Source organism: Streptomyces piniterrae, from assembly GCF_005048155.1.
Classification (GTDB): domain Bacteria; phylum Actinomycetota; class Actinomycetes; order Streptomycetales; family Streptomycetaceae; genus Streptomyces; species Streptomyces piniterrae.
In genome coordinates this window covers 360,262-383,114 of the sequence record NZ_SUMB01000010.1, presented here as the reverse complement: position 1 = coordinate 383,114, position 22,853 = coordinate 360,262, and the positions used below count along the sequence as shown (strand labels likewise).

The 22,853-nt window shown below is 71.0% G+C and carries 19 protein-coding genes; 10 read left to right on the top strand and 9 right to left on the bottom strand.

Features of this window, described 5'->3' with window-relative positions; translation table 11 throughout:
* Positions 1 to 104 precede the first annotated feature (104 nt).
* Entirely contained in the window at positions 105 to 1,352 is a 1,248-nt protein-coding gene (locus FCH28_RS27600) for a polyamine ABC transporter substrate-binding protein (protein ID WP_136742843.1), read from the bottom strand.
* A gap of 213 nt (positions 1,353 to 1,565) precedes the next feature.
* The gene (locus FCH28_RS27590; protein ID WP_136742842.1) at positions 1,566 to 3,092 is read right to left on the bottom strand and encodes a gamma-aminobutyraldehyde dehydrogenase; all 1,527 of its coding nucleotides are present in this window, start codon (positions 3,090 to 3,092) and stop codon (positions 1,566 to 1,568) included.
* A gap of 201 nt (positions 3,093 to 3,293) precedes the next feature.
* Between FCH28_RS27590 and FCH28_RS27585 the strand changes: the two genes are divergently transcribed.
* Together FCH28_RS27585 and FCH28_RS27580 are read left to right on the top strand one after the other, a co-directional pair.
* Positions 3,294 to 4,001, top strand: a complete 708-nt coding sequence (locus tag FCH28_RS27585) for a riboflavin biosynthesis intermediates N-glycosidase (protein WP_246103259.1) — start codon at positions 3,294 to 3,296, stop codon at positions 3,999 to 4,001.
* Positions 4,002 to 4,063: 62 nt separating this feature from the next.
* Positions 4,064 to 5,137, top strand: a complete 1,074-nt coding sequence (locus FCH28_RS27580; RefSeq protein WP_425472008.1) for an adenosine deaminase — start codon at positions 4,064 to 4,066, stop codon at positions 5,135 to 5,137.
* Between the two features lie 78 nt (positions 5,138 to 5,215).
* On the opposite strand, the gene FCH28_RS38295 is transcribed toward FCH28_RS27580, so the two are convergent.
* Positions 5,216 to 5,701 carry an Imm1 family immunity protein gene (locus FCH28_RS38295; protein WP_169314261.1) on the bottom strand — a complete coding sequence of 162 codons (486 nt, stop codon included), beginning with the start codon at positions 5,699 to 5,701 and terminating at the stop codon, positions 5,216 to 5,218.
* Positions 5,702 to 6,015: 314 nt separating this feature from the next.
* On the opposite strand from FCH28_RS38295, the gene FCH28_RS27570 reads away from it, so the two are divergent.
* Positions 6,016 to 6,711, top strand: coding sequence for a hypothetical protein (locus tag FCH28_RS27570; protein WP_136742839.1), 696 nt, complete (start codon positions 6,016 to 6,018; stop codon positions 6,709 to 6,711).
* A gap of 27 nt (positions 6,712 to 6,738) precedes the next feature.
* On the opposite strand, the gene FCH28_RS27565 is transcribed toward FCH28_RS27570, so the two are convergent.
* Positions 6,739 to 8,109 (bottom strand): alpha/beta hydrolase family protein, encoded by a 1,371-nt coding sequence (locus FCH28_RS27565; RefSeq protein WP_136742838.1) that lies wholly within the window; start codon positions 8,107 to 8,109, stop codon positions 6,739 to 6,741.
* Between the two features lie 209 nt (positions 8,110 to 8,318).
* On the opposite strand from FCH28_RS27565, the gene FCH28_RS27560 reads away from it, so the two are divergent.
* The gene (locus FCH28_RS27560; protein WP_136742837.1) at positions 8,319 to 9,305 is read left to right on the top strand and encodes an ArsR/SmtB family transcription factor; all 987 of its coding nucleotides are present in this window, start codon (positions 8,319 to 8,321) and stop codon (positions 9,303 to 9,305) included.
* Positions 9,306 to 9,362: 57 nt separating this feature from the next.
* Here the strand turns inward: FCH28_RS27560 and FCH28_RS27555 are convergent, their stop codons facing one another.
* Both FCH28_RS27555 and FCH28_RS27550 read right to left on the bottom strand, forming a co-directional pair.
* Positions 9,363 to 10,544: an ABC transporter substrate-binding protein gene (locus FCH28_RS27555; RefSeq protein WP_136742836.1), complete on the bottom strand. Its 1,182-nt coding sequence runs from the start codon at positions 10,542 to 10,544 to the stop codon at positions 9,363 to 9,365.
* Between the two features lie 182 nt (positions 10,545 to 10,726).
* Positions 10,727 to 12,181, bottom strand: a complete 1,455-nt coding sequence (locus FCH28_RS27550) for a gamma-aminobutyraldehyde dehydrogenase (protein WP_136742835.1) — start codon at positions 12,179 to 12,181, stop codon at positions 10,727 to 10,729.
* Positions 12,182 to 12,351: 170 nt separating this feature from the next.
* Between FCH28_RS27550 and FCH28_RS27545 the strand changes: the two genes are divergently transcribed.
* The 6 genes from FCH28_RS27545 to FCH28_RS27520 all read left to right on the top strand — a co-directional run bounded on the left by FCH28_RS27545 (position 12,352) and on the right by FCH28_RS27520 (position 18,710).
* Entirely contained in the window at positions 12,352 to 12,846 is a 495-nt protein-coding gene (locus FCH28_RS27545) for an Lrp/AsnC family transcriptional regulator (RefSeq protein ID WP_187363936.1), read from the top strand.
* 2 nt (positions 12,847 to 12,848) lie between these two features.
* A complete protein-coding gene (locus FCH28_RS27540) occupies positions 12,849 to 14,210 on the top strand; it encodes an aspartate aminotransferase family protein (RefSeq protein WP_136742833.1) in 1,362 nt (453 codons plus the stop codon).
* Between the two features lie 243 nt (positions 14,211 to 14,453).
* Entirely contained in the window at positions 14,454 to 15,194 is a 741-nt protein-coding gene (locus FCH28_RS27535) for an ABC transporter ATP-binding protein (protein ID WP_136742832.1), read from the top strand.
* On the top strand, positions 15,176 to 16,330 hold the full coding sequence (locus FCH28_RS27530; RefSeq protein ID WP_136742831.1) for a hypothetical protein: 1,155 nt from the start codon (positions 15,176 to 15,178) through the stop codon (positions 16,328 to 16,330). Before FCH28_RS27535 ends, FCH28_RS27530 begins: the two co-directional genes overlap by 19 nt.
* Before the next feature lie 28 nt (positions 16,331 to 16,358).
* Positions 16,359 to 17,513, top strand: coding sequence for an LOG family protein (locus tag FCH28_RS27525; RefSeq protein WP_136742830.1), 1,155 nt, complete (start codon positions 16,359 to 16,361; stop codon positions 17,511 to 17,513).
* A 177-nt stretch (positions 17,514 to 17,690) separates the two neighbouring features.
* The gene (locus FCH28_RS27520) at positions 17,691 to 18,710 is read left to right on the top strand and encodes a DMT family protein (RefSeq protein WP_246103256.1); all 1,020 of its coding nucleotides are present in this window, start codon (positions 17,691 to 17,693) and stop codon (positions 18,708 to 18,710) included.
* 87 nt (positions 18,711 to 18,797) lie between these two features.
* Here FCH28_RS27520 and FCH28_RS27515 read toward each other — a convergent pair whose 3' ends face one another.
* The 3 genes from FCH28_RS27515 to FCH28_RS27505 are packed head-to-tail and all read right to left on the bottom strand — an operon-like array spanning position 18,798 to position 22,645.
* Positions 18,798 to 19,868: an ABC transporter ATP-binding protein gene (locus tag FCH28_RS27515; RefSeq protein WP_136742829.1), complete on the bottom strand. Its 1,071-nt coding sequence runs from the start codon at positions 19,866 to 19,868 to the stop codon at positions 18,798 to 18,800.
* The gene (locus tag FCH28_RS27510; RefSeq protein ID WP_136742828.1) at positions 19,869 to 21,524 is read right to left on the bottom strand and encodes an ABC transporter permease; all 1,656 of its coding nucleotides are present in this window, start codon (positions 21,522 to 21,524) and stop codon (positions 19,869 to 19,871) included.
* A gap of 38 nt (positions 21,525 to 21,562) precedes the next feature.
* Positions 21,563 to 22,645, bottom strand: coding sequence for a thiamine ABC transporter substrate-binding protein (locus tag FCH28_RS27505; RefSeq protein ID WP_136742827.1), 1,083 nt, complete (start codon positions 22,643 to 22,645; stop codon positions 21,563 to 21,565).
* Positions 22,646 to 22,853: the final 208 nt, after the last annotated feature.

Sequence of the window (22,853 nt, the reverse complement as noted above, 5' to 3'; positions counted from 1 at the left end):
TGTGTCGGAGGGCGGAACAGCTCATACGGGCCTGGCGGGGTGTGGGGGCCCAGGCGAGGGTGGGGGTACCCCCTGCTCGAACGGAGCTGAGAGCTTGGGGGAGGTCAGGCGCCGGTGAGGTCGGAGAACTTCTGCGCGAACGCCTTGCTCTCCTTCGCGGACAGGGCGCGGAAGGAGTGGGACCTCTCGGCCATCTCCTCGTCCGGGATGATCAGCGGGTTGCGGGCCGCCTCCTTGTCGATCTTGGCGAGTTCCTCGCGTACGCCCTCCACGGGACAGACGTAGTTGATGTACGCCGCGATCTTCGCCGCCACCTTCGGCTCGTAGAAGTAGTCGATGAGCCGTTCGGCGTTCGCCTTGTGACGTGCCTTGTTCGGGACCATGAGGTTGTCGGTCGACGTCATACAGCCGGCCTTGGGGATGGCGAACTCGATGTCCGGGTTGTCGTTCTGCAGCTGGACGACGTCGCCGGCCCACGCCACACAGGCGGCGAGGTCGCCCTTGTCCAGGTCGGTGGTGTAGTCGTTGCCGGTGAAGCGGCGGATCTGCTTGGAGTCGACGCCCTTCTGGAGCCGGGCGATGGCCGCGTCGAAGTCGTCCGCGGTGACGTCCTCGGGCTTCTTGCCCATGTCGAGGAGGGTCAGCCCGACGCTGTCGCGCATCTCGGTGAGGAAGCCGACCCGGCCCTTGAGCTTGGGGTCCTCCAGCAGCTGGCTGACCGAGTCGACCTTGCGGCCGCCGGTGGCCTTCTTGTTGTACGCGATGAGCGCCGGGATGCCCTGCCAGGTGTAGGAGTGCGCGCGTCCCGGGTCCCAGGCGGGGCTGCGGAACTGCGGCGAGAGGTTGGCGTAGGCGTGCGGCAGATTGGCCGGGTCCAGCTTCTGGATCCAGCCGAGGGAGATCATCCGCGCGCACATCCAGTCGGTGAGCACGATCAGATCCCGGCCGGTGTCCTGGCCCGCCGCGAGCTGGGCCTGGATCTTGCCGAAGAACTCGTCGTTGTCGTTGATGTCCTCGGTGTACTTGACGGCTATGCCGGTGCGCTTGGTGAAGGCTTCCAGCGTCGGGCGGTGCTTGCCGTCGTCGGTGACGTCGATGTACTCGGTCCAGTTGGAGAAGTTGATGCGCTTCTCCGCCTTGGAGTGGTCCTCGGAGCGGCCGGCGTCCGTACGGCCCGCGGGCGGGATGCCGCAGCCGGACAGGGCGCCGAGGCCGGCCGTCGCGGCGGCCGCGATTCCGCTCGCACGCAGCAGTGAGCGCCTGGTCATGGCCAGCCGGCCATGGGTCAGACTGCTCCGCATCGCGGTGAGTTCGGCCTGGGACAGGGGTTCGGGCTGCTCGTGGTGCTCCATGCGCGGTGCCCTTTCAGGGGGTGAGCCCGGCGCTCGGCCGGTGGTGACGATGCCGCGCGGCGCTGGCCGCAGAGGGGGCGGGGGCGTGGGGCGTGGTGGGGGTGGGGGCACGCCGTGATCGGGGGACGGGCGGGGGCGCGTCCTTGCGGGTGGGGCTGGGGGCGAACCTCATGGGTGGGGTGCTGTGCGGAACTCGTCGGCGGCCGGCGTCCCTTACGGGCGGTCCCCGAAGACCGTGCGGTGCCAGTCCTTCCTGGCGACCGCGGTGTTGTCGTACATGACGTGCTTGACCTGCGTGTACTCCTCGAAGGAGTAGGCCGACATGTCCTTGCCGAAGCCGGACGCCTTGGCGCCGCCGTGCGGCATCTCGCTGATGATCGGGATGTGGTCGTTGACCCAGACGCAGCCCGCCTTGATCTCGCGGGTGGCGCGGCCGGTGCGGTAGACGTCCCGGCTCCAGGCGGAGGCGGCGAGCCCGTAGGGGGTGTCGTTGGCGAGCGCGATGCCCTCGTCGTCGCTGTCGAAGGGCAGCACGGCCAGCACCGGGCCGAAGATCTCGGACTGCACGATCTCGCTGTCCTGGGGCGCGCCGGCGATGAGCGTGGGCCGGTAGTACGCGCCCCTGGCCAGCTCGCCGCCGGGGGCCTCGCCGCCGGTGACCACGGTGGCGTAGTCACGCGCGCGGTCGACGAATCCGGCCACCCGGTCGCGCTGGGCGTGCGAGATCAGCGGCCCGAGGTCGGTGGACGGGTCGAAGGGGTCGCCCAGCCGTACGGTCGCCATCAGGTCGGCGACGCCGCTGACGAACGCGTCGTAGAGCGGGCGCTGGACGTAGGCGCGGGTGGCGGCGGTGCAGTCCTGGCCGGTGTTGATCAGCGATCCGGCGACCGCGCCGTGCACGGCGGCCTCCAGGTCGGCGTCGTCGAAGACCACGAACGGCGCCTTGCCGCCCAGCTCCAGATGCAGCCGCTTGACGGTGCCGGTGGCGATCTCGGCGACGCGTTTGCCGACGCCGGTCGAGCCGGTGAAGGAGGTCATGGCGACGGCCGGGTGGCCGACGAGGTGTTCACCGGCGTCCCGGCCCGCCCCGGAGACGATGTTGATCACGCCGTCCGGCAGCCCGGCGCGCTGTGCGGCCTGCGCGAACAGCAGCGAGGTCAGCGGGGTGATCTCGGCGGGCTTGAGGACGATGGTGTTGCCCGCGGCGACGGCCGGCAGGATCTTCCAGGCGGCCATCTGGAGCGGATAGTTCCAGGGCGCGATGGAGCCGACGACGCCGATCGGCTCGCGGCGGATCACGGAGGTGTGGTCGGCGCTGTACTCGCCGGCCGCCTTGCCCTCCAGGTGGCGGGCGGCGCCGGCGAAGAACGCGGTGTTGTCGATCGAGCCCGGCACATCGAACTCGTCACTGAGCTTGATCGGCTTTCCGCAGTTCAGGGATTCGGCGAAGGCGAGGTCCGCGGCGTCCTCGGTGAGTTCGGCGGCGAAGCGGTGCAGCGCGTCCGACCGCTCGCCGGGCGTCGCACCGGCCCATACGGGGAAGGCCCGCTCGGCGGCCTCGACGGCCGCGTCCACGTCCGCCGTCGAGGCGAGTTCGTAGGAGTACACCGTCTCGCCGGTCGCCGGGTCCACGACCGCCTGCGTACGGCCGGACGTGCCGCCGCGGAGGCTCCCCGCGATGAATTGCGCGCCCTCGGCGAATCGCTCGCTCACATCGAATCGCTGGAACCGTTGATTCATCGTGCTCTCCTCCGCCGGTGCGCCGGGCTGCTCGGCGGCAGGTCCTGGCGTAGCTATTTCCGGAATCGATGGCTGATCCTGACAGAGGCGCAGGGCCTCAACAAGTGATTCCGTTGTTGCCATTTGGTTACGCAACGAAATCTGCGGTTTCTGCGCTCGGGGCCCCGACACGTTGTCAGTGCCCGCTGACAGAATCCCGGCATGATGCACGACATCACGGGGGACAGCATGGGGATCATGGCGGGGAACGGCGTGGGGGACGGCACGGGCGCCGGTACGGACGTCGGTACGAACGTCGGTACGGGCGCCGGCGCGGCGGCCGAGGCGGGAAGTGCGGTCCGGCGCGCCGCGGACGGGCCGCGCTCGGTCGAGGAGCTCCGTGCGGCGGCGGCCGCCGGGAAGCGCCTGAAGTACGTGCACTTCTGGGGTCACACCCCGCGGCGCGACGGCAGCCTCGGAGCCGGCTGCTTCAGCCAGTGGTGGCCCTCCCCCTTCACCGTCGACGGGGTCACCTACGCCACCGCGGAACACTGGATGATGGCCGGCAAGGCCCGGCTCTTCGGCGACGCGGAGGCGGAGCGGCGCGCGATAGCCGCGAGCCACCCCAAGCAGGCCAAGGGCATAGGGCGTACGGTCCGCGGCTTCGACGACGCGATCTGGCAGCGGCACCGCTTCGACCTGGTCGTCGAGGGCAGTGTGCACAAATTCGGCCAGGACCCGGAGCTGCGGGAGTACCTGCTGGCCACGAATTCCCGGGTGCTGGTCGAGGCCAGCCCGCTGGACCGGGTGTGGGGCATAGGACTGGCCGCCGACGACGAGCGCGCCGCGCAGCCGGAGCGCTGGCGGGGCCTGAACCTGCTCGGCTTCGCCCTGATGGAGGCCCGGCAGCGGCTGGCCGAGGAGGCGTAGCGGGCCGGCGGCGCGTGGGTGCGCAAGCCCTGCCCCGCGCCGCCGGCCGGCCCCCGCATACCATGGCCAGTCCGTTCCGCACCCGCCGCACACGCCTTGACCTGGAGGAACCGTTGTCCGATCTCGATGCATTCATCGCGGGCCTGCCCAAGGCTGAGCTGCATGTCCACCACGTCGGATCGGCCTCTCCGCGGATCGTGTCCGAGCTGGCCGCCCGCCACCCGGACTCCGCCGTCCCCACCGACCCCGAGGCGCTCGCCGACTACTTCACCTTCCGCGACTTCGCGCACTTCATCGAGGTCTACCTCTCCGTCGTGGACCTGATCCGCGACTCCGAGGACGTCCGGCTGCTGACCTACGAGGTCGCCCGGGACATGGCGCGCCAGAACATCCGCTACGCCGAGCTGACCATCACCCCCTTCAGCTCGACCAGCCGCGGCATCCCGGACGCCGCCTTCGTCGAGGCCATCGAGGACGCCCGCAAGGCCGCGGAATCCGAGCTGGGCGTGGTGCTGCGCTGGTGCTTCGACATTCCCGGCGAGGCCGGTCTGGCGGCCGCGGAGGAGACCGCCCGGATCGCCTGCGACCTGCAGCCCGAGGGCCTGGTGTCGTTCGGTCTCGGCGGCCCCGAAATCGGCGTCCCGCGCCCGCAGTTCAAGCCGTACTTCGACCGCGCCATCGCGGCCGGCCTCCGCTCCGTACCGCACGCCGGTGAGACGACCGGCCCCGGCACCATCTGGGACGCCCTCACCGCACTCCGCGCCGAGCGCATCGGGCACGGCACCAGCGCCACCCAGGACCCCGCGCTGCTGGCCCATCTCGCCGAGCACCGGATCCCGTTGGAGGTGTGCCCCACCTCCAACATCGCCACCCGGGCCGTGCGCACCCTGGACGAGCACCCGATAAAGGAGATGGTCGACGCCGGCGTGCTGGTCACCATCAACAGCGACGACCCGCCGATGTTCGGCACCGACCTCAACACCGAATACGGCGTCGCCGCACGGCTGTTGGAGCTGGACCGGACCGGGCTGGCCGACCTGGCCAAGAACGCCGTCACGGCCTCCTTCATGGACGCCTCCGCCAAGGCCCGGCTCACCGCCGAGATCGACACCTACACGGCCGGCTGGCGCGGGTAGCCGGGCGGGCGGCCGGAGCGGCGGGGCGGCCGTGCGGGCCGGAGGCGCGGTGACGGCCGGGCACCCTCGTGCCCCCGCCTACTCCACCCGCCACGGCGCGCCGAGCCCGTCCGGGAAGCCCGCGAGGAACTGCCGGACCGCCCACCGTGCGGCCGCCGCGTCGACCAGCTCGTCCGCGGGGAAGTACGCGCCCTGGCCGCCGCACACCAGCCAGACGGACTCCTCGGGGACGTGGTTCGGGTCCTCGTCCGGATGCCGGGCGCCGCGGTCTCCCGTGCGCGCCCGGTAGCCCGCCGCGTTCGCGGTCCGCTCCCCCGCCCGGCACAGCTGGAGCAGCGCGCCGTCATCACGCTCACCGGTCACCAGAAAGACGCCCGGCCCCCCGCTGATCGTGAGGCAGCCGCCGCCCTCTTCCCAGCGGTCGAGCGAGAGTTCCGTACAGACGTCGCCGTCCAGTTCCGCCAGCGCCGCCTCCAGCGCGGCGCGGTCCGGGTCGCGCAGCACCCTCGACCGGCAGATTCCCGCCTCCCAGCGGCTGACCGCCGCCTTCATGCCGTACGCCACGGGTGACCGCAGCCCGCCGGCCCGTGGACGGAGTCCTGGCGGGCACGGGGCGTAAAGGGTGCGGGGGGACCTTGCTTGGCGCGGGCCGAGGTGGGGACCCGGGCGCGGAGCGGGCTGCGGCTCATGTGCGGAGCATACGGTCGCCGCGCCCTGACCTGCACACTTCCGGCCGCGGACGGTGGTCGTCGGGACGGTGCCGGCGGCGCACCGCGGCAGAAGTCGCCCTGCCGGGCGGGGACTTGCCACATTGTCGAGAACTTGTCCCATCCGGCAGGAATCGGTCCGTTGTCAGACCTCTGCGCTTTCATGGAGGGGTGACTGTTCTCGACGTAGTAAGCCGGCTGCCGGACGTTCCCGTGCTGCGGGACCTGTGCCGGTCCTTGGCCATGCTCGATGCGATCCTCAGTCCCGACCACCTCCTTCGCTCCTACTCCTTCGACCGGCGCTGGGGCCCGTCCCAGGAGATGGCCTCGATGGACAACGGCCAGGGCGACGACTTCTCCCTGGTCCTCGTGCCGGCCGGGGCATGTCTGCGCGGCTTCGACCACGAGTCGCCGATGAGCCCGTATGCCGGGGACGCGGACGGGACCTGGCCGGGGATATGCGACGGCATTCCGGACGAGCTGCGGTCGGCGGGCATCACGGAACCCGCGTTCTGCGACGAGGACGGGCTGCCGAGGGTGACGGCCTGTGTGTGGCGGACGCCGGACAGTCCGGTGTGGCGGGCCGGGGACATCGACTTCCCCCAGGGCCACCCCGACCCGGACGGCTCCGACCGCCTCTTCCGGCTGCTGCTGGACCCGACGCCGGACGCCTACCACGCCTTCGCGCAGGAGTACCACGGGGCGCGGCCGGAGCTGTCCGCCGTACAACACCTCTACGCACTCAGGCCGTTGACCCCCGAGATCGTCATGGCCCTCAACCCGGAGGTCACCCTGGACGCGCTCTCCGACGACATCGAGTCCATCGGCTATCCGCACTCAGCCACCCCGGAGGGAGAGGACGGGTGAGCGGCCCGCGTCGGCCGCCATCCCCCGTCAGCCCGCGGGCAGTTGCCTGTCGAAGAACGAGCGGAGGTCATGCCGCACCCGGGGCACCGATTCCGCCGGATCGATCGCGCCGACCAACCGGTTCCGGTCGTCGGCGGTCATCAGCCCGGCGGCCTGCAACTGGGGGGCCATGGCGGCGTAGTCGGTGAACACCCAGTGCGCGGCGCTGTCCAGCTGCGTCCGGCGGGTGCGTCCGCCCGGATGCGCGAGCATGGCCGACCACGAACGCCCCAGGGCCCTCCTTTCGGGGAAACCGTCGGTGCCGACCAGGAGCAGCGGCCGGTCCACCCCGTGCCGGGCGACCGGGAAGAGCTTTCCTTCCCGGCCGGGCTTGTCCGGCGGGTAGTCCAGATAGCCCTCCAGGTTGACCGCCGCGGCGATCCGCCGGTCCTCGTACAGCGCCTCGGCCGCGGCCGTCCCGCCGGCCGAGTGGCCATAGACGCCCACCCGCCGCAGGTCCAGCACGCGATCCAGGTGCTCCGGCAGCGCGCGCCCTTCCGCGTCGGGATTCCGCCCGGCCGCCAGCACCTCCAACTGGTCCAGCACAAACCGGATATCCGCGATCCGGGTATGAATCACGGTGCGGAAGATCTTCGGGTCCCTCCGGGGATCGGCGCGGAAAACGGTGGGCCGGATCCTCTCCGGCCGCTCCGCCGTCGTGTTCGGGAACTCGACCTCGCCGGCGTCGCCGGGGTGATCGATGATCACCACCACATAGCCGTGACTGGCCAGTTCTTCGGCGACCCCGGTGCCCATGGTGCGCGGGTCCCCGCCTCCCGGGGTGTAGAGCAGCACCGGCCGCCGCGCGCTCCGCGCGGGAGCCGCGGCCGGCGCTCCCGCATGGGAATGGGTCGTGGTGGCCGCCCAGTTCACGCCCTTCTTCGGCAGCCGGTGCACGGAAACATCGATCATCTTGAACATGCCCGCGGCCCCCTCGGTCATCTGCCGCGCGACCGGATGACCGCGGACGGTGCGGGCCGGATAGAACACGTCGACCATCACTTCCCGGACGGGAATCTTCGGGTCCCACGGGTCGCGCCGGGTGCGATCGACCAGATGGAGCGTGGTGACCCCGACCTGATGCGGGCCGGTCGGCGCCGGCAGCCGCACGGTGCGCCCGCCCCCCTCCCCCGTCCCCGCCTTCGGGCCGGGTGTCTTAGGGGCACCCGCCTTCCCCTGCCGCCCCGTCGCGGCGCCCGTATCTCCTCCGCCGGCACCGCCGCAGCCCGCGAGCACCAGCGAGGCGCCCAGTGTGGAAGCCCCCAGCACTGCCGACCTGGTGACGGCCCGTCGGCCCACGACCGCCCCGGCGGCCGGGTAGCCCGTACCCTCGTCCCCGCCGGTCTTCTTCTGAACCATGGCTCCCCCTCGCACCTCTGTGACGTCGGTCCTTGCCCTTCCGGCGGCCCCCTGAGTGAATGCAGCAGGCACGGCCGCCCATGACTGTCCACGGCTGTCCATGACTGTCGATGACCGGGCATGACCCGAATGCTGACGTCCGGCGGGGTGCGCGGTCGATCGTTCAGCCCCTGTCCGAAACGATGGCGCGGCGGCGCCCGGGGAGAGTAGTGATCCGGATCCACTTCACCGCGGCCGACTTCGCCCGGGTCCGGTTCGCGTCCCGGCCGGCCCCGCTGCAGGAGCTGAACACGGCCCTGCTGAAGATGTGCGTCCGCGACGACGGGCTGCTTTTCGGCCGCTGGAGACAGCGGCTGCTCCACTCCTTGCCGGTCACCGTGCTGCCGCTGCGAGACCTGGTCCCCGGCGTCGAAGCCCCCAGCTTCATCGACGTGTTCAGCGAGACCCTGAAGGAGGGGCTGGACACCGTCCGAGCGTCCCGCCCCGACGTGGTCCGTGCCGAGATCGAGCGGGTGTACGCCCGCCGCCCGTCCCCCGCTCCGCCATGGATCCACGATCTGCACCGAGGGGACGCCGACGCCTGGCAACTCCTCCGTCGCGCCCAGCACGCGGCCTTCGACACGGTGCTGCGCCCGGTATGGCCGTTGGTGCAGGACCTGCACCAGGCGGAGTTCACCCGCCATGCCCTGGCCACGGCCGAGCACGGCATCGGAGCCGCTCTCGCGGAAGCCGTCCCCGGCTCCCGACTACGCGACGACGTCTGGGAGTTCGCGGCTCCCGGCGGGCGGGACATCGAGCTGCGCGGTCGCGGTGTGCTGCTTCTGCCCACCTTCCACTGGACCGGCCACCCCCTGGTCTCCGACCTGCCCGACAGCCCGGTGGCCGTGACCTATCCCGCCGGTCCGGGCCTGCCGCTCCCGTCCGCCGGACCGGGCCGCACGGACGACGCGCTGGCCGGAGTGCTCGGACGGACCCGCTTCGCCATGCTGCTGCTGCTCGCCGAGGAGCACAGCACCAGCGAACTCGCCCGGCGGCTGCGCGTCAGCAATGCGACCGCCTCCACCCACACCGCGGCACTGCGCGGCGCGGGCCTGATCACCTCGGTCCGCGCCGGACGAGCCGTCCTGCACCGGCGCACCCCGCTGGGCGGTCTGCTGGTCCGGCGACGCGCCGTACCAGGCACCACGCACCTCTGACGGCCCCCACGGCGAGCCCCACCTCACGGCGAGCCCCACCCCGTACAGCGCCACCCCCTACAACCCCACGATCCCGTTCCACTCCTTGGCGAACCCCGCCCGCTCCTTGGACGTGATGTCCCGGGCGATCGCCAGCCGCTTGCGTATCGCGTCGTCGGGGAAGATCAGCGGATCCTCGGCGAGTGCGGCGCGTTCCTTGTCCTTGGAGGAGGCGAGGATGTCGCGCGCGGCGGGAACGGGGCAGACGTAGTTGACCCAGGCGGCCAGGTCCGCGGCGACCTCCGGCCGGTAGTAGTAGTCGATCAGCCGCTCCGCGTTGCGCTTGTGATCCGCGAGGTCGGGGATCATCAGGCTCTCCGCCCACAGCTCGGCGCCTTCCTCCGGCACCACGAACTCGATGTCGGGGTTGTCCGCCTGGAGTTGGATCACATCGCCGGAGTAGGCCTGTGCGGCGAGCACGTCACCGGAGTCCAGGTCCTTGATGTAGTCGTTGCCGGTGAACCGCCGGATGTGCCCCTTGCGGACGAGGGCGCGCACCCGGTCGGTCATCCGGTGGAAGTCGTCGGCGGTCCAGCGGGTGATGTCCACGCCGTCGCCCTGCATCAGCATCGCGAACGCCTCGTCGAGGCCGGAGAGCAGGCTGACCCGGCCGCGCAGATCGTCTTTCCACAGGTCGGCGGTGTGCCGGATCTCCCGGCCGAGCTTCTTGCGGTTGTACGCGATGCCGGTGATCCCGGACTGCCAGGGCACGGAGTGCCTGCGGCCGGGGTCGAAGTGCGGGGAGAGCAGCAGCGGATCGAGGTTCTCGGTGACATGGGGCTGGGCCGCCCGGTCCATCTCCTGGACCCAGCCCAGCCGGACGAACCGGGCGCACATCCAGTCGCTGATGACGATCAGGTCGCGGCCGGTGGGCTGGTGGTTCATCAGCGCGGGGCTGATCTTCCCGAAGAACTCGTCGTTGTCGTTGATCTCCTCGGTGTAGGTGACGGAGATACCGGTGCGCCGCCGGAACGCGTCCAGGGTGGGCCGGCGCTGTGCGTCGTGGTCGTCGACGTCGATGTAGAGCGGCCAGTTGGCGAAGACGAGCTTCCGGTCCCGGTCCGAGCGGTCCCCGGCGGCGCGGTCCGCGGCCTCGACGTACGCGGGCGGCACCCCGCAGCCGGCCACGGCGGCCAGCGCCCCCGCCGAACCGATTCCGCCCATGCCCCGGAGCAGCGAACGCCGCGAAAGATCAGCCATGGTCGGCACTCTCACGTGCCGCGGGCGGAGGCGGCAAGAGACAGATCGTCAGTTGCCGGGCCTCCGCCCGCGACGGTGTGTCGAGCGGTCCGCGCCGCCCGACGGTGTGAACCCCCGGATCCGCGTTACGAGTTCGCCTTCGGATCCGCCTTACGGGTTCGCCTTACGGGGACCCTTGCGGCTCAGCCGTCCAGCGAGGTCATCACGTGCTTGATGCGGGTGTAGTCGTCGAAGCCGTAGGCCGAAAGGTCCTTGCCGTAGCCGGACTTCTTGAATCCGCCGTGCGGCATCTCGGCGACCAGCGGGATGTGGGTGTTGATCCAGACGCAGCCGAAGTCGAGGCTCTTGGACATCCGCATGGCGCGGGCGTGGTCCTTCGTCCACACCGAGGACGCCAGGGCGTACTCGACGCCGTTGGCCCACTCCACCGCCTGCTTCTCGTCGCTGAAGGACTGGACGGTGATGACCGGGCCGAAGACCTCCTGCTGGACGATCTCGTCCTCCTGCTTGAGGCCCGAGACGACGGTCGGGGCGAAGAAGTAGCCCTTCTCGCCGACCTGCTCGCCGCCGGCCTCGATCTTGGCGTGTGCGGGCAGCCGCTCGATGAAGCCCTTGACCTGCTTGAGCTGGTTGGCGTTGTTGAGCGGGCCGTACAGCACGTCCTCGTCGTCGACCGCACCGGTCTTGGTCTCCGCGGCGGCCTTGGCCAGCGCGGCGACGAACTCGTCGTGGATGGAGTCCTGGACGAGCACCCGGGTGGCGGCCGTACAGTCCTGGCCGGCGTTGAAGTAACCGGCGACCGAGATGTCCTCGACGGCCTTGGCGATGTCGGTGTCCTCGAAGACGACGACCGGCGCCTTGCCGCCCAGTTCCAGGTGGACCCGCTTCAGGTCCTTGGACGCGGACTCGGCGACCTGCATACCGGCACGGACCGAGCCGGTGATCGAGGCCATCGCGGGGACCTTGTGCTCGACCATCAGGCGGCCGGTCTCGCGGTCACCGCAGATGACGTTGAACACGCCGCGGGAGTGGCCGAGTTCGTCCAGCACGCTGCCGATGATGTCGGCGATGAGCACCGTCGAGGCGGGGGTGGTGTCGGACGGCTTGATGACGACGGTGTTGCCCGCGGCCAGGGCCGGCGCGAACTTCCACACGGCCATCATCATCGGGTAGTTCCAGGGTGCGACCTGGGCGCAGACGCCGACCGGCTCACGCCGGATGATGGAGGTGAAGCCGTCCATGTACTCGCCGGCCGAGCGGCCCTCCAGCATCCGGGCGGCGCCCGCGAAGAAGCGGATCTGGTCCACCATCGGCGGGATTTCCTCGGAGCGTACGAGGGCGATCGGCTTGCCGCAGTTCTCGGACTCGGCGGCGATCAGTTCCTCGGCACGCTCCTCGAAGCGGTCGGCGATCTTGAGCAGGACCTTCTGGCGCTCGGCCGGGATCAGGTCGCGCCAGGCGGGGAAGGCGGCCTCGGCGGCGGCCATGGCCGCGTCCACGTCGGCGGCGGCCGACAGAGGGGCGGTGGCGTAGGCCTCACCTGTCGCGGGGTTGACCACCTCCGTGGTCCGGCCGTCGGCGGCGTCCCGGAACTCCCCGTCGATGTAGTTGCGCAGACGACGCAGTGCGGTGGTCACTGTGCGCCCCCTTCAGTCAGATGTCCGGTGGTTGAGACACCCAGCCTAGCCATGAACTCGACGTTTTCAACACACCCACCCCCCACGAACAACGGAATCGGTGAAATTCTGATCGCGACACGACTGATTTCATTGATTTGGGGTTGCCATACTGACGAGGCTCGTGCACAGTGAATGACGTGGCGCCTCCTCGTAACAGTCATGACAGAACCGGCACTCCGTCGATCGACTCCGTCTCCCTGGCGATCATCGAGCAGCTCCAGGAAGACGGACGCCGTCCGTACGCCGCGATCGGCAAGGCCGTGGGCCTGTCCGAGGCGGCGGTACGGCAGCGCGTACAGAAACTGCTCGACCAAGGCGTGATGCAGATCGTCGCCGTCACCGACCCCCTCACGGTCGGTTTCCGGCGACAGGCAATGGTCGGCATCAACGTCGAGGGCGACCTCGATCCCGTGGCCGACGCCCTGACGACCATGGAAGAAGTCGAATACGTCGTCATGACCGCAGGCTCCTTCGATCTCATCATCGAGATCGTCTGCGAGGACGACGATCACCTCCTGGAAATGATCAACAAGCGGATCCGCACGCTGCCCGGCGTCCGATCCACCGAGAGCTTCGTTTACCTCAAGCTCCGGAAGCAGACCTACACCTGGGGAACGAGATAGACATGAGCGCGGACCTGTCAAAGACGGCATACGACCACCTGTGGATGCACTTCACCCGCATGTCGTCGTACGAGAACGCCCCCGTGCCGACGATCGTGCGCGGCGAGGGCACCAACATCTACGACGACAAGGGCAAGCGCTACATCGACGGGCTCGCGGGCCTCTTCGTGGTCAACGCCGGGCACGGCCGGGTGGAGCTCGCCGAGACCGCCTACAAGCAGGCCCAGGAGCTGGCCTTCTTCCCCGTGTGGTCGTACGCCCACCCCAAGGCCGTGGAGCTGGCCGAGCGGCTGGCCCACCACGCCCCCGGCGACCTGAACAAGGTCTTCTTCACCACCGGTGGCGGCGAGGCCGTCGAGACCGCCTGGAAGCTGGCCAAGCAGTACTTCAAGCTCACCGGCAAGCCCACCAAGCACAAGGTCATCTCGCGTGCGGTGGCGTACCACGGCACCCCGCAGGGCGCCCTGTCGATCACCGGCCTCCCCGCCCTCAAGGCCCCCTTCGAGCCGCTGGTCCCCGGCGCGCACAAGGTGCCGAACACCAACATCTACCGCGCCCCGATCTTCGGTGACGACCCGGAGGCCTTCGGCCGCTGGTGCGCCGACCAGATCGAGCAGCAGATCCTCTTCGAGGGCCCGGACACCGTCGCCGCGGTCTTCCTGGAGCCGGTGCAGAACGCCGGCGGCTGCTTCCCGCCGCCCCCCGGTTACTTCCAGCGGGTCCGCGAGATCTGCGACCAGTACGACGTACTGCTCGTCTCCGACGAGGTCATCTGCGCCTTCGGCCGCCTCGGCACGATGTTCGCCTGCGACAAGTTCAACTACGTCCCGGACATGATCACCTGCGCCAAGGGCATGACCTCGGGCTACTCCCCGATCGGCGCCTGCATCATCTCCGACCGCCTGGCCGAGCCGTTCTACAAGGGCGACAACACCTTCCTGCACGGCTACACCTTCGGTGGCCACCCGGTCTCCGCCGCCGTCGGCATCGCCAACCTCGACATCTTCGAGCGCGAGGGCCTCAACCAGCACGTCCTCGACAACGAGGGCAACTTCTACGGCACCCTGCAGAAGCTGCACGACCTGCCGATCGTCGGCGACGTCCGCGGCAACGGCTTCTTCTACGGCATCGAGCTCGTCAAGGACAAGGTCACCAAGGAGTCCTTCACCGACGAGGAGACCGAGCGCGTCCTGTACGGCTTCCTGTCCAAGGCCCTGTACGACGCCGGCCTCTACTGCCGCGCCGACGACCGTGGCGACCCGGTGATCCAGCTCGCCCCGCCGCTGATCGCCGACCAGCCGGTCTTCGACGAGATCGAGCAGATCCTGCGCGGCGTCCTCACCGAGGCCTGGGCCAAGCTCTGACCTCACGTCACCCCTCGTCCGGCAGAGCACACGCGCCCGTGCTCTACCGGTAGAGCACAACTAAATATCCAACGGCTCAGATTTCGCTCACTTCAATCCATACGAGTGAATCTGGGCCGTTGTGCGTGCCCAGCGGCGAATACGGGGGGCAACCACTCCTTACCGTGCTAGTGACCGATAGCCTGCATGGTCGTTCACCCGGTCAGGGGAACGAGTCGACGCGAACAAGCAAGAGGTGCGCAGATGGTGGCCCCGCCTGACAACGACGTTCTCTGGGCTCGCGGCCTGCACCACACACACGGCTGCACCACCGCCCTCACCGGTGTCTCCCTCGGCGTCCGCGAGGGCGAGATCCTCGCCGTCACCGGCCCACGCGGCAGCGGCAAGACGACCCTGCTCAAATGCCTGTCCGGTCAACTCACCCCGACCGAGGGCGAGGTCTGGTTCAACAGCTCACCCGTCCACACCCTCTCCTCCCCCAGCCGCGAACGGCTGCGCCTCGACCGGTTCGGCTGGATCGACACCGAACCGCAGCTCGTCCCCGAGCTCACCGCCTGGGAGAACGCCGCCCTCCCGCTCCTGCTGCGCGGCACCGGCCAGCGCTCCGCCAAGCACACCGCGATGGAATGGCTGGACCGCCTCGACGTCGGGATGTGCGCCCGCCGCCGCCCCGCGCAGCTCGACCAGTCCCAGCGCCAGCGCATCGCCGTGGCCCGCGCGCTAGCCAGCAACCCGCAGGTCCTCTTCGCGGACGAACCCACCGCCCCGCTGCACCTCTCCGACGGCACGCAGCTGCTGCGCACCCTCACCACCGCGGCCCGCTCGCACCAGATCACCGTGGTCCTGGCGACCCACGACCCCGAGATCGCCACGATCGCCGACCGGACCGTCTGCCTCGTCGACGGCCGCCGGTCGGGCGCGGCTCCGAGCGACGCCGAGGACGACGACGCGGAAAGCAGGGCAGCGTGCTCGCTCTCCGTCTAGCCCGCGGCTCCCACCCCCTCGTCAAGCTGCGCCGGCTCGGCGTCACCGCCGCCGCGGCCGGCACCGGCTTCCTCCTGCTGTCCGCCCTCGGCCATGCCGCCGGCCACCCCGACTCGACCGGCGACTCCCTCATGCGCCTGCTGTGGTGCGCCGCCCCGCTCGCCGCCACCGCGCAGTTCGCCGTATCCGTGGCCCGTACGGACCCCGCGGCCCGCCTCCACCGGGGCATGACCGCCGCCGGCCTGGGCCCGGTCCGGCTCACCCTGCTCGCCGCGGCCTCCACCGCGCTGCTCTGTGTCCTCGGCGTCCTGCTCTCCTTGTTCGCCTTCTTCCGGTTCCGCGGCGACATCGGCAGCGCCCCCGGCCTCATCGACTCCCGGATGCTCGGCGCCGGCCACCCCGTGCCGCTCGTCGGGGCGCTCATCCTGCTGTCGGTCGTGCCGGTGACCGCCGTCGCGGCGACCGCGGTGGCGCTGCGCCCCCGTGACGAGGCCCCCGCCCCCGAGACCGAGGCCCGCCCCAAGACGGTCCCGCCCGTCGGGCTGCCCTGGGGGATGGCCCTCACGGCGGCCGGCCTGGCACTGGAGGCGTACACCAGCCCCGGCTCCCCCGAGGGGCTGCTGCCGCTGCCCGGCCGTCTGACCGGCAGCCCCCCGGGTGTGCTGGCCGGCTGGACACTGTCCGCCTTCGGCCTCGTCCTCGCCGGCCCCGGCCTGGTGTATCTGTGCGGCTGGCTGCTGTGCGCGGCCAGGCCGGGCGCGCTGCGACTGCTGTCGGGGCGCGTGCTCCAGGAGGAGTCGCGCCGCATCGGCCGCCCGCTCGGTGTGCTGTGCGCGGTCGCCTCCGGCGCCTACGCGGGGGTGAACCTGTACGAAGCCGCTCCCTCCCATCCGTTCGGACCGCTGACCGCCATCGGGGCCGCCGTCGTCCTCGCCTGTGCCGCCGCCAGTGCGCTCACCGCCGCGCTGGAGTCCCGCTCGGCCCGTGCCCACACCACGGCTGCCCTGCGCCGGCTCGGCACCCCCGGTTCCGTCCTCCGCCGCGCCGCCGCTCTGCGCGCCGCCGCTCTTGTGCTCGTGCTGGGTCCGTTGACCTGGGCGGTCGCGGGGATGGCGACCCTTCCGCTGGTGCAGTGAAGGGGCGTGGGGTCGCTGCGCGCCTAACATGACGTGCGTGCAGCCGAATTCACAGCCCCCAGCGCCCCGCCGTGCTCACGGCCACGACTACGAGATCGAGTCCCTGGAGGAGTTCGACCGCGTCGTCGCCTCCGGCAGTCTCGCCGGACACCGCGTGCAGTCGGTCGACCTGACGGACCGTACGTTCGCCCTGCTCGGTACGGACACCGCGGAATCCGTGTTCCTCGGCTGCGAGATGGAGCCCGACGCCGCCGCGAAGGTGCGTGCCGGAGGCGCCCTGGTCTTCCCGCCGATACCGGGCCTGCCGTTCGATCCGTACCGTGGTGACCTGCACGGGCCGGACGAGCTGTTCGAGGGGCTGGTCGACTCCGGTTACGACACCACACCGGACGCCCGCACCTACCGCTGGTACCAGGAGACCAGGACGGACGGCGACATCTTCGCCTCGATGCTGCGGAGCATCCACGACGACGCCATCTCGGACGCCCTGGACGAACATGTCGCGGGCGCACGGGTGGTGGGCATCATGGGCGGGCACGCGCTGGAACGCGACTCCGCCGCGTACGCGGGCGCGGCCCGGCTCGGCCGCCGGCTCACCCGCAGCGGCCTGACCGTCGCCACGGGCGGCGGCCCGGGAGCCATGGAAGCCGCGAACCTCGGCGCGTACGCCGCTCCCTTCGACGACGGCATGCTCGACTCGGCGCTGGAACTCCTGGCCAAGGCCCCGCACTTCACCCCCTCGATCACGGACTGGGCGCGGACCGCCTTCGACGTCCGCCGGAGCTGGCCGGGCGGCGGTGCCTCGATCGGCATCCCCACCTGGTTCTACGGCCATGAGCCGCCGAACGCCTTCGCGTCCCATGTCGCGAAGTTCTTCGTCAACGCGGTGCGCGAGGACGGCCTGCTGGCGCGCTCGAACGCCGGCGTGGTGTTCCTGCCGGGCGCCGCCGGGACCGTGCAGGAGATCTTCGACAACGCGACCCCGAACTACTACGAGTCGCGGGGCGAGCCGACCCCGATGGTGCTGGTGAACCGTGCGCACTGGACCGAGAAGCTGCCCACCTGGCCGCTTCTCCAGGCGCTCGCCGCCGACCGCCCGATGGCACCGCGGATCGCCCTGGTCGACTCGGTGGAGGACGTCCCGGAGGCGCTGGCCCGTCTCACCACCGGGGCGGCCTCCTGAGGCAGCGGGCCGAGGTCCGGCGCTTCGGCCCTGCGCTCCGTTACCGGCCCGTCCGGCCGGCCGCGCCGCCGTCGAAATATCTGCCTGCCCTCCGGAGGCAACTTCGGTCCCGAATTGCACGTCTGCCAAGCCAGGTAATGAACAGGTAATGCAGGCAGTGCGGGAACGGAGCTCTTGGTGATCATCGGCCTTCTGACGGCCGTGGCGGCGTCGGCCTGCTACGGCACGGGTTCGGTCCTCCAGGCGGTGGGGTCACGCAAGTCCGCCCGCCGGGAAGCGGCCGCCGCTTCCACCACAGGTGTCACCCAGCACGGCGGGCCCAGCCTGTCCTCCACCGCCAAGGCCGCCGTGACCTGGGAGTTCATGGTCGGCACGGTGCTGGACTTCATAGGGTTCGGGCTCGGCGCGCTGGCCGCGCGTCTGCTGCCGCTGTTCCTGTCCCAGACGGTGATCAGCGCCAACCTCGTGATCACGGCCGTGCTCAGCATCAAGCTTCTCGGCATCCGGCTCACCCGCCCGGAGTGGGCGTCCATCGCGGTGGTCTGTTCGGCGCTGGTGCTGCTGGCCACCGCCGCGGGACCGGAGGGCGGCGGCGACGCGTCGACCACCACCCACTGGTGGCTGCTGGCCGCCTCCGTCGTCCTCATCGGCGGCGGCACGCTGATCGTGCGGCTGCTCGGCGGACGGGCCGCGATCCTCGCCGGACTGCTGTCCGGCCTGGGCTTCGGGGCGCTCGGCGTCGGCGTGCGGGTGCTGAACGGGGTCGACCCGTTCCACCTGCCCACCCTGCTCGCCGACCCCGCCCTCTACGCGATCCTGGTCGCCGGCATCGGCGGCATGTATCTCCACACGGTCGCCCTGCAGATCGGTTCGGTGAACGGCGCCACGGCGGCTCTGGTGGTGGGCGAGACGGTGGTCCCGGGCATCCTCGGGGTGCTGTGGCTGGGCGACTCCTCCCGTCCGGGTTTCGCCTGGGTCGCCGTCCTCGGTTTCGTGGTGGCGGTGGCCGGGGCCGTGGCGGTCGCCTGGTTCGGCGAGCCGGAGCCGCAGCCGGACACGGCCGACGGAGCAGAGCCGGGGGCGTCGGACGGTGCCTCGGGCTCCGGTGCGGGGACAGCGGACGACGCGGGGTCCGGCCACGGCCCCGCCGACCGGCCCGCCCGCTCCCTCGCCGGCAATCACCCCGGCGCCCCGTAGTCACGGTCCCGCTCCCACCGCGCCCTGCCCGCTCTCCGCGGGCAGGGCGCGGCTCGTGTGCGGTGCGGGCGGCCGTACGCCGCGCCCTTATTCCGGCGCGGCGTCGAGGACCACCACGTCCTCCGAGGCGAAGGCGATGCCCACCCTCTCCCCGGTCTCCGGCGCGTCCCGCAGCGCGCAGGCGGCCTCCAGTCGCGGTCCCGCGGTCGGCTGAAGCAGCAGGGCGACGTGGGTGCCGCGGAACGTCCGGGCCGTGACCGTGCAGGGCAGGCCTTCCGGGGCAGGCGTCAGCCGTACGCCGGCCGGGCGGACCAGCAGCCGGCACGGCCCGTCCGCAGTGCCCTCCGGGACCGGCACCTTGCCCCAGGGGGTGACCGCCGCCTCGCCCTGGACCGTCGCCGCCACCACATTGTCGAAGCCCAGGAAGCGGGCGACGAATTCGGTGGCGGGCCGCTGCCAGACCTCCAGCGGGGTGCCCGTCTGCGCGATCCGTCCGTTCTGCATCACCACGACCCGGTCGGCGAGCGCGAACGCCTCGCCCTGGTCGTGCGTGACCGCGAGCACCGTCGTGCCCAGCTCGCGGAAGAGCCGCCGCAGTTCGACGACCAGGCGTTCGCGCAGCCCGCGGTCGAGCTGGCCGAGCGGCTCGTCCAGCATCAGCAGCCGGGGGCGCGGGGCGAGCGCGCGGGCCAGCGCCACCCGCTGCTGCTCGCCGCCGGACAGCGACGCCACGGCGCGCCGCTGGGCGCCCGGCAGCCCGACGAGTTCCAGCAGTTCGGCGACCGTGCGCTCCTGTTCGGCGCGGGAGCTGCCGCGCATCCGCAGTCCGAAGGCGACGTTGCCGGCGACGTCGCGCTGCGGGAAGAGCTGGTGGTCCTGGAACATCAGCCCCACGCCGCGCCGGTGCGTGGGCACCTGCGACTGGTCCCGGCCCGCCAGCAACACCCGCCCGGCGTCGGCCTGTTGGAGTCCGGCCACCACGCGCAGCAGGGTGGACTTGCCGCTGCCGCTCGGCCCCAGCACACACACGATCTCGTGCGGGGCGACATCCAGGTCCACCGCGTCGAGCGCCGGCTGCCCCTCGGACGTGCCGAAGCGGACGGTCACCCCGCCCAGCCGCAGCATTTCCCGCGCCGTGGTGTCGGCCTGTGCCGTCATCTAGAACTCCCCGGAGTGGTCGGTCGGGCGGATGCGCTCCAGGGCCAGCAGGGCGCCGGCGCACACCACCATCAAGATGGTCGACAGGGCCATCGCCTGGCCGTAGTTGAGCTCGCCGGCCCGCCCCAGCAGCCGCGCCACGGCCACCGGCAGGGTCGGCTGGTCGGGCCGGGCGATGAAGACCGTCGCACCGAACTCCCCCAGCGACACGGCGAAGGCGAAGCCGGCCGCGATCAGCACGGCCCGCCGTACGATCGGCAGATCCACCTCGCGCCAGACGCGCCAAGGGGAAGCGCCGAGCACCGCCGCCGCCTCCCGGAGCCGGCCGTCCACCGCCCGTAGGACGGGCAGCATCGTCCGGACCACGAACGGCACACCCACCAGCGCCTGGGCGAGCGGCACCAGCCACCACGAGGAGCGCAGGTCCAGCGGCGGTTCGTCGAGGGTGATCAGAAAGCCGAAGCCGACGGTCACCGCGGAGACGCCGAGCGGCAGCATCAGCAGCGCGTCGAAACCGCGCACCAGCTGGCCGGCCGCAGGGGTCTCGGCGGAGCGGGTGCGGAGGGTGAGTGCGGCCGCCGCCAGCCCGCCCACGACCAGCGCGATCAGGGTCGCCGCCGCGCCGTAGGCGAGGGAGTTCCACAGGGCGTCGAGCGGGGCGACGGCGAAGGTGCTGTCCGCCGAGCCGGCGGACAGCAAGGTGTCGTAGAAGGCGGGACCGTAGCCGCCCGGGGCGGCGAACGACCGCTCGACCAGCACGGCCAGCGGCATGACGAGCAGGACGGCGATGACGGCGAGCGTTCCCCACAGCAGCGCCCACTGGCCGCGGCCGCGCGGCCGCCGCGCGGTCTGCGCGGCGTCGACCAGGCGGAGGGCGGACTCCCGCCGGCGCACGGTCCATGCGTGCAGCGCCAGCAGTCCCAGCACCGCCGCGAACTGGATCATCGTGAGGACGGCGGCCGTCGGCAGATCCAGGAAGTCCGCGGTCTGCCGGTAGATCTCCACCTCCAGCGTGGAGAAGGTGGGCCCGCCCAGAATCTGCACCACCCCGAAGGAGGTGAAGGTGAAGAGGAAGACCATCAGCGCGGCGGCGGCGACGGCCGGCCCGAGCGCGGGCAGCGTCACCCGCCGCCAGGCCGTGAACCGTCCGGCCCCCAGCACCCGGGCCGCCTCTTCCTGACGCGGATCGAGCTGCCCCCACAGCCCGCCGACGGTCCGTACCACCACCGCGTAGTTGAAGAAGACATGCGCCAGCAGGATCGCCCACACCGAGGTGTCCAGGCGCACTCCCCACAGGTCGTCGAGCAGTCCGCCGCGCCCCACCAGCGCCAGAAAGGCCGAGCCGACGACGACGGTGGGCAGCACGAACGGCACCATCACCACCGCCCGCAGCACCTGTTTGCCGGGGAAGTCGAAGCGCGCGAAGACATACGCGCCGGGCAGCGCGATCAGCAAAGTGAGTGCAGTCGAAGCCGCCGCCTGCCAGACGGTGAACCACAGCACATGGAGCACATCCGGATCGGCCACCACCTCGCCGATACGGCCGAGCCGCCACTGTCCGCCGTCCTTCAGCCCCCGGCCGACGATCGCGACGACCGGGTAGGCGAAGAACAACGCGAAGAAGGCGAGCGGCAGGGCCATCAGGCCGAGCCGCACCGCCGTTCCCCGCCGGGGCCTCCCGCGGAGCGCCCGCGTTACTTCAGAACGAGCGAGGACCACTGCTTGATCCACTGTTCACGGTTCTGGGTGATCGTCGCCGGGGCCAGCGTCGCCGGCTTGTCGATCTTCGCGCCGTACTTCGTGAACAGTTCCGGCACCTTGGCGTCCTTGCGGGCCGGGTTGACGAACATCTGCAGCGGCTCGTCCTCCTGGAACTTCCTGCTCAGCAGGAAGTCCAGCAGCGCCTTGCCGCCCTTCTCGTTCCGCGCGCCCTTCAGCAGACCGCCGAACTCGATCTGCCGGAAGCAGGTGCCGGTGGCGACTCCGGTCGGCGCCTCCTTGGGCGCCGGCTTCTTGCCGATCACCTCGGCGGGCGGGCTGGAGGCGTAGGAGACCACCAGCGGCTTGTCGCCCTTGCCCTTGCCGCCCGCGGAGCCCGAGAACCGGTCGTTGTACGCCTGCTCCCAGCCGTCGACGACCTCGACTCCGTTGGCCTTGAGCTTCTTCCAGTAGCCCTGCCAGCCGGATGCGCCGTACTTGGCGATGGTGCCCAGCTGGAACGCGAGACCCGGGGAGGAGGTCGCGGAATTCTCCGTGACGAGCAGGTTCTTGTACGCGGGCTTGATCAGGTCGTCGAAGGTCTTCGGCGGCGCGATCTTGTGCTGGGTGAAGTAGGCGCGGTCGTAGTTGACGCAGATGTCGCCGTAGTCGAGCGGCGTGACGCGGTGCTCGTCCTTGTCGAGCTGCAGCGCCGCCGGGACGCTGTCCAGGCCCTTGGCCTCGTACGGGCTGAAGAGGTCCTCCTTCAGGCCGCGCGACAGCAGCGTGTTGTCGATGCCGAAGAACACGTCGCCCTGCGGGTTGCCCTTGGACAGGATCGCCTGGTTGACGGCCTTGCCGGCGTCTCCGCCCGGAAGCAGCTTGATCTTGTAGCCGCTCTCCTTCTCGAAGGCGGCCAGCACCGACTTGGAGGCGAAGAACGAGTCATGGCTGACGAGCCTGACGGTCTTGGCGTCCGCCGCGCTCCCGCTGCCGCCCGAGCCGCCGCATGCGGCGAGGCCGGACACGCCGACCGCGGCGGCGAGCGCTGTCGCGGTGATCCTGCTGGTGGTGCTCACTGATTTCCTCCTGGCTGGCCAGGAGAAGACGCGGCCCCGCCCGGTGACCGCCGCTCCGGCGTCGTAGGACGCACGGCGAACGGCCCCGGGCAGGGCGCAACAGCATGAGTGGTGACCGAACTTCCTACCCGGAATGACCCGGGCGAGGTTCAAGGGTCTGCGGGCGCCGCGTTGCTACGACGTCTCCGCACTCTCAGCGCTGTGGCGC